Origin of the sequence: Fontibacillus phaseoli, from assembly GCF_003337355.1 — a bacterium.
Lineage (GTDB): Bacteria > Bacillota > Bacilli > Paenibacillales > Paenibacillaceae > Fontibacillus > Fontibacillus phaseoli.
Genome location: NZ_QPJW01000006.1, coordinates 16,434 through 29,487, shown reverse-complemented (window position 1 = coordinate 29,487; position 13,054 = coordinate 16,434). Strand labels below are relative to the sequence as shown.

Sequence of the window (13,054 nt, the reverse complement as noted above, 5' to 3'; positions counted from 1 at the left end):
TTAATGCAGTTACAACTTCGTAGTCAGCCTACATTCTTCCGCTACCCCTTCAATTTCCCGATCGACAAACTAACCTTATAATTCCCGAACCGCAGCAGCTCCTCAAGAAATTCATTCAGCAAGGATTGGCTCGACACCCGAACCCTCATCCAATAGCAGCCCTCGCCGCTGACGCGGTGTACCTCGGCAATGCTGTCGCAACCCGCCGCAAACTCCTGAAAAGCTTGATGCCCCGTACTCGAATTCATAAAGACGGTAACGAACGCATGTACGGACAGCCCCAACCGCTCGGGATTCCAACGGAGCGTATAGCCTTCAATGACGCCGAGATCCTGCAGCTTGCGAACGCGCGCGCCCACCGCCTGCCCGGTCAAATGAACCTCTCCACCGATTTCCTTGTGGGAATGGCTGGCATCCTCCAGTAAACAACGGAGAATTCGAAGATCGGTATCATCGATACCCGGGGGTTGGATATCCGGCAAATGCTCCATGTCCTGATCACTCCTATCTTTTCTTTCAAGCTGAAAGCCGGAAGGCGATTTCCCTTTCACCAAGCCATGTCGGACTTTACATATATTTTTTATAATTGTAGCAAATGAGTCTTCTCCAAAGAAAGAGGTGTCCTTCATGAAAATCACATTGATTCGCCACGCCACCCTAGGGTTGGAATACGGCGGTCTGACCTGGCTTATAGATCCGATGCTGGCCGAACCCGGCGCCTATCCGCCGTTTCCGAATACGCCGAATGACCGGCGCAATCCGCTCCTCTGCCAGCCGGGCGACGAGGAAGCCATTCGGGGCACCGGGTTTACCTCGGTCACCGCGGTGCGGGACACTCAGGAATACCACGGCATCACGTTAACCCGCACCGGCGGCCGCCATGGGACCGGCGAGATCGGCGAGCGGATGGGCCGTGTGTCCGGGTTCGTTTTCCGAGCCGCCGGAGAACCGACCCTGTATATCGCCGGCGATACGATCTGGTGCGAGGAGGTACGCGAAGCGCTGAACCTCCATCGGCCGGAGGTCGCCGTCGTAAATGCGGGAGGGGCCCGCTTCACTACCGGCGAACCCATTACGATGGATGCCGGGGACATCGCGTCCGTAAGCCGTCATGCCCCCGATACCCGATTCATTGCCGTCCATATGGATGCGATCAATCACTGTTTGACCACTAGGGAGAATCTCCGCCAGTACTTGGCCGCCGAAGGGCTAACCGGCCGCGTGCTTGTTCCTGAAGACGGCGAATGGATTTCCGAACCGTAACCCCGCTTGCTTGACTCATAAGGGAGCAGAGCCGCTTTTCAGCCATCGATATCGGTGGGACGGAAAGCGGCTCTTGCTCACTCTTTTCAACTTTCTCGCTCCTCTTCAATTCGTGACAATTGTCACCCTCCATTCATGACAGTCCTTACTAACGCCGAGCCTCCCCTTACCTTATTCTTAAGTCAAGAACAGGAACAACAACGGAGGCGAACCCATGGAAGGCATTATCGAAATGAATCAGGTAAGTAAAACGTTTAAAGACAAAAAAGCGGTCAACAACCTCTCTTTTTGCATAGAAAAGGGCTCGATCGTAGCGATTCTGGGACCGAACGGGGCGGGCAAAACGACGGCGCTATCAATGATGCTGGGCCTGCTAGACCCGACGGAAGGAGATATCAAGATTTTCGGAAAGCATCCGAAGGATCAAGCCGTACGCGAAAAAACCGGCGCCATGCTTCAAGAAGTCAGCATCATGGACCGGCTTAAAGTGAAGGAAGTGCTCGACCTTATCCGCAGCTATTATCCGCAGCCGATGGACATGAATGTCCTGATCCGGTTAACGGGACTGGCGGAGTCCGATTTGAAGCGGTTCGCGGAGAAGCTGTCCGGGGGACAGAAACGCAACCTTGGCTACGCCCTCGCGATGGCGGGCAATCCCGACCTGCTCTTCTTCGATGAACCGACGGTCGGTCTGGACATCACGGCCCGGCGACGGTTCTGGGAAAGCGTCCGGGAGTTGGCCGGACAGGGCAAGACGATCCTTTTCACGACCCATTATTTGCAGGAAGCCGACGATGCCGCAGACCGCATTCTGCTGTTTCACCGGGGCTCGCTGGTTGCCGACGGAACGCCGGAGGAGATCAAATCGCGGATCGTCAAACGCTCGGTTTCCTTCCTCGCCCGTCAGGAAGGTCCAAGGCTGCGCGAAATCTTAAAAACTTTGCCTGTGCTGTCAGACTTCTATGACAAAGAAGGACGGATTTATGTAAATACGGAGAATACCGACCTGGTGTTGGAAACGATTTTTGCGGAAAAGCTGGAGGTTCGGGACATCCGGATCGACCAGGGACGGCTGGATGAAGCATTTGAACAACTGACCATAAGCCAAGAGGAGGCTGTATAGATGATGAAGATCCTAATAAAACAGTGCAGAGCCGAATTGCTGCGGGTAATTCGCAACCCCTACTATGTATTTTGGTCCCTGCTTATGCCGATCATGTTCTATTTCATCTTCACCCGGGTCGTCAATACGGGAGGAGAGAATCAGGCGGAGTGGGCGGCACACTATCTCATGTCGATGACCACGTTCAGCGTGATGGGCTCGGCGATCATGACGCTCGGCATCCGGCTGGTGCAGGAACGCACGCAGGGCTGGACTACGTTCATGCGGGTAACGCCATTGCCGGGACCGGTCTATTTCTTCGGAAAAATGTTCGGCCAGACCGTCATGCACCTGATTTCCATTGTGTTTATTTTCCTGGCCGGCGTTCTGATCAATGGCGTCTCGCTCCCCGCGCTAACCTGGGTTTACAGCGTTCTATGGATTCTTGCCGGTTCCCTTCCCTTTCTGGCAATCGGTACATTAGTAGGAACGATGAAGCGGGTCGATACCGCCAGCGGCGTCAGCAATGCTATTTATTTGGCTCTCGCGGTGACGGGCGGCATGTGGATGCCGATAGAGATCATGCCAAAGCTCATGCAGCATATCGGTAAATGGCTGCCCTCCTACAATTTCGGCAACGGGGCCTGGGAAATTATCCGCGGTCACGCGCCGGACTGGAGCAATATCCTGATTTTGCTGGGCTATCTCATCCTGTTTATGATACTATCCACGTATATCAGAAAAAAACAGGAAGTGGTGTAGTTTAACATGGCCATGGCGTCACGAAAACCGTTCACGCTATTCCCCAAAAAATACGGTTTGTTCCCTTACATGTGGCTGATTTATATTGCCTTGCCCGTTTTTAACATCCGGAACGAGACCGGCCTCAAGCTGTTTCTCGGCTACGCGATGATCGCGTTATTCGTAGTGACTTATCGTCAGCTTTATATGGTCACTGGAAAAGCCTTCTCCTGTTGGCTCGCCCTGCAGATGACTCTGATCGTCTTGCTCTGCGTATTTTATAATCCATACAATTTATACATGGGATTCTTCACGGCCAATTTTATCGGCTGGTACACCGATCACCGTAAATTCAACATGGCTATGATTGCTTTTGCCGCAATTGAGCTTATCCCTTTATTCCTTGTAGTACGAAGCATGTCCCTGAATGATTTCGTCTTTACCCTCCCATTCTTTACCATTATGGTAGCATCACCTTTCGGCATACGTTCCATGGTACGCAGACAGAGTTTGGAGCAGGAGCTGGATCAGGCCCATCAGCAAATCAAAGAGCTGGTCAAGCGGGAAGAGCGAATGCGGATCGCACGGGACCTGCACGACACGCTAGGCCATACGCTGTCCTTGATCACGTTGAAAAGCCAGCTCGTGGAAAAGCTGGCGCTCAAAGATCCGGAACGCGCCCGGGCGGAAGCTCAGGAAATTCAGCGGACTTCCCGGGCCGCGCTGCGGCAAGTGCGGGAGCTCGTCTCCGATATGCGCGCCGTGACCGTAGCCGAGGAGTTGGCGGAAGCCGGGGAAATCCTGCGCACGGCCGATATTTCCTTCGACATCGAAGGAGATACCGTGCTTGAAGATGTATCCGACTTGACGCAAAACATCCTCAGCCTCTGCATTAAAGAGGCGGTAACCAATATCGTGAAGCATAGCGGAGCATCCCGCTGCATTATCACGCTCGGCAGAACCGACGCAGACGTTCGGGTATCGATTCAGGATAACGGAATCGGTCTTGCCCCCGGGCTGCCCGGTTCCGCCACGGCTACCCACGGACACGGCAACGGCTTGAAAGGAATGGCTGAACGCCTGTCCCTGATTGAAGGCTCGCTCACCTTGTCCCCCGCCGGCGAACGAAAAGGGGCAAAACTACAGGTCTCCGTCCCGCTCGTGGTTAAAGAACAGAAAGAAGGTGAATCCGCATGATTCGCATTGTCATCGCGGAAGATCAACGCCTGCTACGCGGCGCGCTATCCTCATTGCTTGATTTGGAGGACGATTTTGAAGTGGTTGGACAGGCAGCGGACGGAGCCGAAGCGCTCTCGATGATCAAGCTGCTGCAGCCCGATGTCTGCCTGATGGATATCGAAATGCCGCGTTTGAGCGGTCTTGACGTCGCGGAAAAGTTGCAGGCTGAGGCCTCTCCGTCCCGGGTCATCATCCTGACGACCTTCGCCCGGCCCGGTTATTTTGAACGGGCGGCCAAAGCGGGCATCCGTGGCTACCTGCTCAAAGACGAGTCCAGCGACAAGCTGGCCGAAGCCATCCGCCGCGTCATGATTGGCCACCTGGAGGTGTCGCCGGAGCTCGTGTTCGGTAGCCTGCGGGAAGAAAACCCGCTAACCGCCCGGGAGCAAGACATCCTGAGGCTGGCGGCCGAAGGGCATAGCGCGGGGCAAATCGCGCAGAACCTGCACTTGTCCTACGGCACCGTGCGCAATTATATTTCGGAAATTTTGAACAAGCTTGAGGTGAAAAGCCGGATTGAAGCGGTCCGTCTCGCCGAAGAGAAGGGCTGGATATGAACGAGAGAAGAGCCTGCCGGATTAAATAGCGAGCGCCGCCGAAGTGAGGTTTCGGCGGCGCTTCTCTTTTCCAACATGGCTAAGGTCTGAATTTCGAAAATTGTTCCAATTTCTCCCGTTTCACAACGGTTACAGACTTCACGGATTTATCGTTCAGGCTATATCTGTACATCTTATATTGATCCGAAGGCTGTTCGCTAATCACGTCCACGATTTCCCCGTTTTTGTTCCATAATACAAACGCGGTACTGATATAACTATTAGCCTCGGATACTTTCACGAACACCTGCTTGTCAAAATCATATACGCCGAGCTTGCTCTCGCTTGTATTCCCGTAGGCGAAGGCCAGCACATTCCCCTTGGGCGACCAATTGTAAGCGTGGATCGTTTCCGCGCCTTCACGCCCGGCAGACACCATTTCATTTAGTACAACTTGTTCTCCCGTACTTACATTTATGATGATGACCTTGTGACCCACATTGTTATAAAAAACGGACAAAGCCAAGTAGTCGCCGCCAGGGGATAACGAGATGGAGGAAACTTCGCTCGGTCTCTTGGCAAATTTGATCGGATAAACTTTATCCTTGTTTTCCAAGACGATGGCATCCGTGACATACTTGGATTCAGCCGCTTCGTCGCCGACCGTTTTCACTTTCTCCATCCGGACGACGATATCGCCGATAGTCCAAATCATCTTGTTGCCCGCTTCTTCCTTCTGCACGGTTATCTCAGACGAAAAGTAATTTTTCAGGTCGATCCCCACGGATTCGTTCTTCTCCTCGTTCGAAACAATATATACGATTTTTCCGGCAGCTTCATAACGAACCTGATAGCCTAAAGACTCGGTGACAAAGCGGATGGGAACCAGCACGCGTCCCTCTTGGCTCCGGGCTGGCACCGACATTTCAAGGACATTCCCGTTTTTATAGGCAGTCCGGCTGTTGGCTGTAATTTTTAAAACATCGCGCTCCTTATTATGTATGATAGCGGATTGGGAAGCCGCATCCCACGTATAGGTCAGGCCTAAAGACGAAAGGCTTCGGATCGGGATGAGTACGCTCTGCTTACTAAGTATTGGAGATACGTCCGTACGCACGGACTCCCCATTCACGTTGATTTCCACCTGTTTGGCGGATGTTTCTTTGATATCCTTCGCAGCCGTGGCGGAGATTGGCGATTGAATCGTCACCCCCAAGCCTAAGGCTAAGATAATGAACACCAGCATTTTCTTCAAACTTCATTCTCCTCTCTTTAAAAAACAGTATGTTCCCTTGTTTGCAACCATCACTAGCGATTACGCATTCATTTCTATAGACGCATCAAACTGGAAAAAGTTAGCTTCCGCAACCGTCAGCATAACAATTCACATCCATCGTTACTACCCTGGAACCTCCGGCTGCATTAAAAAATGCCCTCCCCTTACGGCCTGGTCGTCCGATTTTGGGAAAGGCATTTGTTTAATTGTCATCCGCTGTTTACGGGTTCAACGTCTCGCTCCAATCATGCACCATGCTGCCTTCAAGATACTTCTCGCAGTCCATAGCGGCCATGCAACCCGATCCCGCAGCCGTAATGGCTTGGCGGTAGCGCGTATCCTGCACGTCGCCACAGGCGAATACGCCCGGAATGTTCGTCTCCGTCGTGCCCGGCTTCACAATGATATAGCCGTGATCATCGGTGTGAATGGCGTCGCCCAGGAATTTCGTGTTCGGGGTATGCCCGATCGCCACAAAGACGCCGTCCGCTTCGACTAGCTCTTCCTGGTTCGTGGCGTTATTCCGCACCTTCAACCCTTTCACCGTGCTGTTCTCATCCGTGACGACGGCAAGCGGCGTCCGGTTGAGCGCCCATTGCACCTTCTCATTGCTTCGCGCCCGATCCTGCATAATCTTCGAGGCGCGCAGTTCATCCCGCCGATGCACCAGCGTGACGGTGGATGCAAAACGCGTCAGGAAACTGGCTTCTTCCATCGCAGAATCCCCGCCGCCGACAACGATGATTTTCTTGCCTCGGAAGAAGAATCCGTCGCAAGTCGCGCAGGTGCTGACCCCGCGGCCGACATTTTCCTGCTCGCCGGGAATGCTGAGATATCTGGCCGAGGCTCCCGTCGAAAGAATGACTGTCTCGGACTCCAGTTCGTCCCCGCCTTCAACTTTTACTTTAAACGGCCGGACCGAAAAATCAACCTGCTCCACCCAGCCGCTGCGGAACTCCGCCCCAAAACGCTCGGCCTGTTTCCGCATATTGTCCATCAGCTCGGGTCCCTGAATGCCTTGAGGGAATCCCGGGAAGTTCTCCACCTCGGTCGTTGTCGTCAACTGGCCTCCGGGCTGCACTCCTTCAATTACGAGCGGATTCAAATTTGCGCGGGCCAAATAAATAGCCGCCGTCAAACCGGCCGGACCGGTTCCGATTACAATGGATTTATACATGGCGCCTCCTCCTTGAATATGTAGCTCACACCTAAAGAAGATATTCAAAAAGGCCTTCTTTCGTTAGAATTCGGCCTTCTGAACACACACTTATACTAAGTTTTACCCAAGTTGGACTTGCTTTACCCGTTTCAGATACAGTTATTGTACGGAAGGAAATATCGTTTCGATTTTCTCTTTAACCCCGCAAACCTCGTCGATCCGGCGGGTATAACGGCGTACGGTGGAAGCGGAAATGCCATAACGTTCCGCAACCGCTTCATACGTGACCGGACGGCGGTGGATCTTGGCCGTTAAATATTCCAGCGCGGCGGCCCATCCCTCAATATGCGTAATTTCCGGGGTATCCGGATATAATAGAGTCAAAAATTCCGCCCATAACGTTTCAAGATCATGTTGCTGCTGCAGATCAAAGCTTCGTTTCAGTTGCTTTGCCGCCAAATCAACGACCGCCTGCCACTCGCTTTTCCATACCGGCAAACCCGAGGCAACCCGGCTGGGGTCCACCAGCTTGGTCTTCTCGCCGAAACTGACCGGCAACGGATTGTTGACCCCAAGATTGCGCAGGACAAACAAAGCGATATCTTTCAAATACGGGTCTTCCTCCGGCTCTAATAGGAAGGCCTTAAGCGCCTCCTCCACTTCCCGGTCGGCGATCAGGCCGAACGCCTGGATCACCTGCAGTTTAGTCTTGGCATCGCCATGGCGCAGCGCCCAGAAAAAGGACGACCGCACCAGCGGATTCCCCGTAATTTCGGGGGTCAGGCTCTCCTGCGAGGTTTCCCATTGTTTAAACTGTTCCTCAAAAGGAAGATGATAATGATAGCTGACTGGAAAACGCCCTTCGCCGGAATCGTCCAAGGCTTCTCGTTCTTCAAGCCTGTATAAATAAAAGTCGGCAACCCCGCTTGCCGGATCCAGCCTTTTAACCTGATGCCATAATGTCTTGGCCGCCTTGAACCGCTGCGTATGATACGCCGCTACAGCCGCATAATGGTACAGGGAGGGATCGCGTTCAATCTCTTTATCCCGAAGCAGACGCTTAAAATGCCCGAAAGCCGCTTCATGCTCGCCCAGAATCCCCATCGTCGTCGCCAGCTTAAATACATGTTCATGATGGAAAGGAACGATCTTCCGCAGCCGATCCGTCAATTCCCTTACATCCTCTTCGTTCCCCGCATGCTGATAAAAGATCGCCAGATTGCTTAATCCGTGAAGATTCCCGGGATCCTTCTCCAGCACCTCGCCGATCGTCTCCATCGCCTTTTGGAACCGGCCAAGATAATAGTAACCGAGTGCCAGGTTGTTATGGGCCGCATGGAATTCGGGATGCTTATCCACGATATCCTTCAGTAACGTTACCGCTTGCGTAAACTTGCCCTCTTCCAGCAATTCGCGGGCCCGGTCGTGCTCGACCACGCCTTCCATCGCTTTGATGCTCTTCAGCTTCGTCGGACGTTCCAACTCATATTGGAGCAAGTCCATCATCTCTTCCGCTTCCGTCAGAAACTGGCCGCTGGCATCCTCCTCCAGGTACGTTACCAGCGCCTTTTCCGCGTCTTCAAACATATCCATATTCGCATAGTTATTCGCCATATAAAAATAACATTCCGTCATATTCGGGTCGATCTCCTCCAGAACGAGGGCCAGCGCTGCGTTAGACGCCTCGTAGTCCCCCATTTCCGACAAAATCCCCGCCATATTGCAATGGTTCACCGGATTGTTCGGCTCGTACTCCACAGCTTTGCGAAAATATTTTAATGCCTTGTCGTAGTGATAACGGTCCAATGAAGAGACAGCCCGCTCAAAGAAAAAGCCCGCGTCCATAGAGATCGGCAATACATTTCCCCGCTTCTCCCCGGGTTCCCTTTTCTCTTTCAAACAAGGCACCTCCCTATCTATCTTCAAGTCTTTATTCTCCATCTCACAGTATACCATAGTGAAAGCTGTCCTCCCACGGGAAATACTCACGGAAAATATCGGATTTTTAGCGGAACTGCCACGTTTGAAGGATATTCGGCGAAAATATCGAATAGGAAATAATGGATATTTCCTAGTGAGGGAAGTTTGTGAAAAACGGCCGATATGCTCTATTGTGTTTTTTTACGGGGATATATTTTACTTTTGGGGGTTGGGGGTTATTCGTTTTTTTCATGGTGTTAAACTTTAGACTAGGGCAAAGAAATTCAATAATTGACTCTGAAACTCCAGTTGTTCCACCATATCCTTTTAAACTTCAAATAGGATTTATTGCTTCTCTAGTCCCATTATTAAAGATTGGGCTACTGCTCATACCTATAGTTTGTGGGTATTTATTAGCAAGGGAAGGAATAAATTATTGGTATTCAATTCCTCCAATGAGTAGTGAGAAGGCACTTCGAATCGCAAATGAAGAGACCCGCTCCACTAGTGCAAATGTATTTAAAAGTATTTACTGGGATAAAAAGAATCAACTGTAATTGTAAAATTCTCAGATCAACAACAATTATTATGCAATACGGTTTCTATTGGCAGATTGAGAATATCCACGGCGAGTGACATCTGTAATATCAAATAATCAGTTCTAAAAAACTTCAATTACATAATCGATATAAGAAGCCACCTAAACAGGTGGCTTCCCTCATGACTATACTTTCACAGACTCCAACGGTACCATCGTCCGCCGCCGTCCCTCGAACGTCGCCAGCTCGCGCACGCCTAGCTCGTACAGCAACGCTCGCGCCGTGTCCAGATGCTCGCTCAGCTTGAGCGGATCGTGCGCATCCGAGCCGACCGTGAACGGAATGCCCATCTCCACGGCAGCCTCCAGCATCCGGCGGCTCGGGAACATCTCCGCCACGGGCTTGGACAGCCCTGACGCATTCAGCTCCATCGCAACGCCGCCCGCCTTGACTGCGCTCAGGGCTTGGCGCTCCAACCGGATCGTCTCGGCGTCCCTTGCCGGGTCCGGCCGATTGCCAAAGCGCTTAATCACATCAAGGTGACCCATGATGTCGTAAAACCCCGTCCGTGCCGCTTTGGTTACCGCATCATAGTACCGTTCATACACGGCAAACACATCCTGGCCCTCCCAGTTATGCACCTGCCGGAAGTCCGAAACATCCCACTCGCCGAGAAAATGAACCGATCCGATGACATAATCCCAAGGATACTCCTGGATGATGCGCCCGATCTGCTCTTCCCAGCCTTCGATGTAATCGCCTTCCAGGCCTACTCTGACGTCGATCTGACCTCGGTATTTCTCCTTGAGGACAAACGCCTCTTCCACATAACGCGGCAGTTCTTCCATCGGCATAGCCATTTCCGGATAATATGCAACCGGATCAACGTGCAATAGCGGCATATGATCGGACAGTCCGATTTGGGACAGTCCGATCTCAATCCCGCGTTGTACGTACTGCTCCAGCGACCCGACGGCATGCCCGCAGCGGGCGTGGTGGGTATGGTAATCGATCAGCATGCTGTGTTCCCCCGTTCTCCGCTTAATCCCGGCGCGGCCGTTCATGACGCCGCTCAAGTTCCCGCATGATGTCGTCCAGCGGCAGGTTGCGTTCGCGCAGCAGCACCAGCAGGTGATAGATCAAGTCGCTAACCTCGTACCGCAGCTCGTCGTTATCACCGTTCTTCGCCGCGATGATCGATTCGGTGGTCTCTTCGCCGACTTTTTTCAAAATTTTATCGATGCCTTTATCGAACAAATACGTGGTATACGCGCCTTCCGGGCGTTCCGCGTAGCGGTCTCCGATCAGACGCTCCAGTTCGTCCAGCACCGCAAAACGATTGCCGCTATTTGTTCTTTGCTCCGGCGATGAGTTTTGCGCCGCCGTACGGAAAAAGCAAGTGTCTTCTCCCGTATGACAAGCCGGGCCTTGACGGTCCACTTCCACCAGCAACGTATCTCCGTCGCAATCGTAGCGCAGGGCGCGGATTTGCTGGGTGTTGCCCGAAGTGGCGCCTTTGTTCCAAAGCTCCGAGCGGGAACGGCTCCAAAACCACGTTTGGCCCGTTTCTACCGATTTGCCTAAAGATTCCCGGTTCATGTAGGCGAGCATCAATACTTCCTTGCTGGACTCATCCTGAACGATGGCCGGAACCAGTCCGTGCGCGTCCCATTTGATTTCCTGCACAAGTGCCTCCAGCGGCAGAGAAAGCTGCAGCGATTGGTTTTGTGTCATCGTATTTCCACCCCTCTGGACTTCAGGTCCCGCTTTAAATCCGGTACAGCAATTTCTTTATAATGAAAAATCGTCGCCGCCAGCGCGGCATCCGCCTGTCCTTCCGTAAACACTTCATAAAAATCGTCCGGCTTGCCCGCGCCTCCGGAGGCGATGACCGGAATCCCTACCGAACGGCTTACTGCGCTTGTCAGCGGCAGGTCAAATCCGTCCTTGGTGCCGTCGGCATCCATGCTCGTCAGCAAAATCTCGCCAGCGCCCCGTGACTCGGCTTCTTTTACCCATTCCAACGCCTTGATTCCCGAGGGCTTGCGTCCACCATGCGTGTAAACTTCCCACTCGCCCCAGGCGGGGTTGAACTTGGCGTCCACCGCCACGACGATGCATTGGGAACCAAAGCGCCGCGCGCCGTCCGAAATTAGCTGAGGATTCAGAACGGCCGCCGTGTTGATGCCGATTTTATCGGCTCCGGCCCGCAAAATGCGTTTCATATCCTCCACCTGGGAGATGCCGCCGCCAACCGTGAACGGAATGGCAATTTCGCCGGCGGTCTGCCGGACGACCTCGATCATCGTGGCCCGGCCTTCATTCGAAGCGGAAATATCGAGAAAAACGATCTCGTCCGCCCCTTCGCGGTCATATAATGCCGCCAGTTCAACCGGATCCCCGGCATCGCGAAGATTGACAAAATTAACGCCTTTTACAACCCTGCCGTCTTTGACGTCGAGGCAAGGAATAATTCGTTTTGCCAGCATCGTCCTCTCAACTCCCCTTCTCTACTTCACTGCCGTTGAAATGGCCTCGATCGCCACGGCAAGGTCGATGCTGCCGGTGTAAAGCGCTTTGCCGACAATCGCCCCGCCGATGCCTTGATCGGCGTAAGCGGCCAGCTTCAAAAGGTCGTCCTGCACCGTTACGCCGCCGGAAGCGATCACCGTCCGTCCGGAAGCCTGCGCCAACGAACGAATGGCTTCCACGTTCGGCCCCTGCATCATCCCGTCGCGAGAAATGTCGGTGAAGATGAACGTCTCCGCCCCTTTGGAGGCCAGCTCCTTCGCGAGCACTTCCGCTTGCACCTCGGAGGTTTCGAGCCAGCCGCGCGTTGCTACGTACCCGTTCCGCGCATCAATGCCTATGGCGACCCTGTCGCCATAGGTGCCAAGCACGGCTTCGGTAAACGCGCGGTCTTCAATTGCCGCGGTGCCGATAATGACCCGGCTGACGCCGAGCCCGAGCAGCCGCTCGACATCGGCCAAGGTCCGCAGACCGCCGCCGATCTGAACCGGCACCTGCACGCTGCGGGCGATCTCGCCGATCAGCGCATCGTTCACCGGGTGCCCGGCTTTGGCCCCATCCAAATCGACCAGATGGATGAAGCTGCCGCCCTGCGCTTCCCAAGAGCGGGCAACCTCCACGGGGTTCTCATTGTACACCGTCTCGCGAGCATAATCCCCTTGAACGAGACGTACGCATTTCCCGCCCCGGATATCGATCGCCGGGTATATCACGAATGAAGACATGTTTCTTCCTCCCGTTCTTTTCTAT

General features: G+C 53.4%; 13 protein-coding genes. 5 read left to right on the top strand and 8 right to left on the bottom strand.

Annotated elements, in window-relative coordinates; genetic code table 11:
* Nucleotides 1-41 precede the first annotated feature (41 nt).
* On the bottom strand, nt 42-491 hold the full coding sequence (locus DFP94_RS15510; RefSeq protein ID WP_114497377.1) for an Lrp/AsnC family transcriptional regulator: 450 nt from the start codon (nt 489-491) through the stop codon (nt 42-44).
* A gap of 136 nt (nt 492-627) precedes the next feature.
* Here DFP94_RS15510 and DFP94_RS15505 point away from each other — a divergent pair, with 136 nt between their 5' ends.
* The 5 genes from DFP94_RS15505 to DFP94_RS15490 all read left to right on the top strand — a co-directional run bounded on the left by DFP94_RS15505 (nt 628) and on the right by DFP94_RS15490 (nt 4,902).
* A complete protein-coding gene (locus DFP94_RS15505) occupies nt 628-1,263 on the top strand; it encodes an MBL fold metallo-hydrolase (protein WP_114497376.1) in 636 nt (211 codons plus the stop codon).
* 214 nt (nt 1,264-1,477) lie between these two features.
* The gene (locus DFP94_RS25550; protein ID WP_181873170.1) at nt 1,478-2,386 is read left to right on the top strand and encodes an ABC transporter ATP-binding protein; all 909 of its coding nucleotides are present in this window, start codon (nt 1,478-1,480) and stop codon (nt 2,384-2,386) included.
* 3 nt (nt 2,387-2,389) lie between these two features.
* Nucleotides 2,390-3,127, top strand: coding sequence for an ABC transporter permease (locus tag DFP94_RS25545; protein WP_181873179.1), 738 nt, complete (start codon nt 2,390-2,392; stop codon nt 3,125-3,127).
* 6 nt (nt 3,128-3,133) lie between these two features.
* Complete coding sequence (locus tag DFP94_RS15495; RefSeq protein WP_342768257.1) at nt 3,134-4,303, top strand: sensor histidine kinase; 1,170 nt, start codon at nt 3,134-3,136, stop codon at nt 4,301-4,303.
* Entirely contained in the window at nt 4,300-4,902 is a 603-nt protein-coding gene (locus tag DFP94_RS15490; RefSeq protein WP_114497375.1) for a response regulator transcription factor, read from the top strand. Before DFP94_RS15495 ends, DFP94_RS15490 begins: the two co-directional genes overlap by 4 nt.
* Nucleotides 4,903-4,981: 79 nt before the next feature.
* Here DFP94_RS15490 and DFP94_RS15485 read toward each other — a convergent pair whose 3' ends face one another.
* The 7 genes from DFP94_RS15485 to hisA all read right to left on the bottom strand — a co-directional run bounded on the left by DFP94_RS15485 (nt 4,982) and on the right by hisA (nt 13,029).
* Nucleotides 4,982-6,127: a stalk domain-containing protein gene (locus tag DFP94_RS15485; RefSeq protein WP_245954887.1), complete on the bottom strand. Its 1,146-nt coding sequence runs from the start codon at nt 6,125-6,127 to the stop codon at nt 4,982-4,984.
* A 250-nt stretch (nt 6,128-6,377) separates the two neighbouring features.
* Entirely contained in the window at nt 6,378-7,334 is a 957-nt protein-coding gene (gene trxB, locus DFP94_RS15480; RefSeq protein WP_114497373.1) for a thioredoxin-disulfide reductase, read from the bottom strand.
* Between the two features lie 141 nt (nt 7,335-7,475).
* Nucleotides 7,476-9,257: a tetratricopeptide repeat protein gene (locus DFP94_RS15475; RefSeq protein WP_425459260.1), complete on the bottom strand. Its 1,782-nt coding sequence runs from the start codon at nt 9,255-9,257 to the stop codon at nt 7,476-7,478.
* Nucleotides 9,258-9,960: 703 nt separating this feature from the next.
* Nucleotides 9,961-10,794, bottom strand: coding sequence for a histidinol-phosphatase HisJ (hisJ, locus tag DFP94_RS15465; protein ID WP_114497557.1), 834 nt, complete (start codon nt 10,792-10,794; stop codon nt 9,961-9,963).
* A 22-nt stretch (nt 10,795-10,816) separates the two neighbouring features.
* Complete coding sequence (hisIE, locus tag DFP94_RS15460; protein WP_114497371.1) at nt 10,817-11,509, bottom strand: bifunctional phosphoribosyl-AMP cyclohydrolase/phosphoribosyl-ATP diphosphatase HisIE; 693 nt, start codon at nt 11,507-11,509, stop codon at nt 10,817-10,819.
* A complete protein-coding gene (gene hisF / locus DFP94_RS15455) occupies nt 11,506-12,264 on the bottom strand; it encodes an imidazole glycerol phosphate synthase subunit HisF (RefSeq protein WP_114497370.1) in 759 nt (252 codons plus the stop codon). Before hisF ends, hisIE begins: the two co-directional genes overlap by 4 nt.
* Nucleotides 12,265-12,285: 21 nt before the next feature.
* Entirely contained in the window at nt 12,286-13,029 is a 744-nt protein-coding gene (gene hisA / locus DFP94_RS15450) for a 1-(5-phosphoribosyl)-5-[(5-phosphoribosylamino)methylideneamino]imidazole-4-carboxamide isomerase (protein WP_114497369.1), read from the bottom strand.
* Nucleotides 13,030-13,054: the final 25 nt, after the last annotated feature.

Coding starts and splice junctions, on each gene's coding strand:
- DFP94_RS15510 (WP_114497377.1), bottom strand. CDS start 491: ATGGAGCATTTGCCGGATATCCAACCCCCGGGTATCGATGATACCGAT.
- DFP94_RS15505 (WP_114497376.1), top strand. CDS start 628: ATGAAAATCACATTGATTCGCCACGCCACCCTAGGGTTGGAATACGGC.
- DFP94_RS25550 (WP_181873170.1), top strand. CDS start 1,478: ATGGAAGGCATTATCGAAATGAATCAGGTAAGTAAAACGTTTAAAGAC.
- DFP94_RS25545 (WP_181873179.1), top strand. CDS start 2,390: ATGAAGATCCTAATAAAACAGTGCAGAGCCGAATTGCTGCGGGTAATT.
- DFP94_RS15495 (WP_342768257.1), top strand. CDS start 3,134: ATGGCCATGGCGTCACGAAAACCGTTCACGCTATTCCCCAAAAAATAC.
- DFP94_RS15490 (WP_114497375.1), top strand. CDS start 4,300: ATGATTCGCATTGTCATCGCGGAAGATCAACGCCTGCTACGCGGCGCG.
- DFP94_RS15485 (WP_245954887.1), bottom strand. CDS start 6,127: ATGCTGGTGTTCATTATCTTAGCCTTAGGCTTGGGGGTGACGATTCAA.
- trxB (WP_114497373.1), bottom strand. CDS start 7,334: ATGTATAAATCCATTGTAATCGGAACCGGTCCGGCCGGTTTGACGGCG.
- DFP94_RS15475 (WP_425459260.1), bottom strand. CDS start 9,257: ATGGAGAATAAAGACTTGAAGATAGATAGGGAGGTGCCTTGTTTGAAA.
- hisJ (WP_114497557.1), bottom strand. CDS start 10,794: ATGCTGATCGATTACCATACCCACCACGCCCGCTGCGGGCATGCCGTC.
- hisIE (WP_114497371.1), bottom strand. CDS start 11,509: ATGACACAAAACCAATCGCTGCAGCTTTCTCTGCCGCTGGAGGCACTT.
- hisF (WP_114497370.1), bottom strand. CDS start 12,264: ATGCTGGCAAAACGAATTATTCCTTGCCTCGACGTCAAAGACGGCAGG.
- hisA (WP_114497369.1), bottom strand. CDS start 13,029: ATGTCTTCATTCGTGATATACCCGGCGATCGATATCCGGGGCGGGAAA.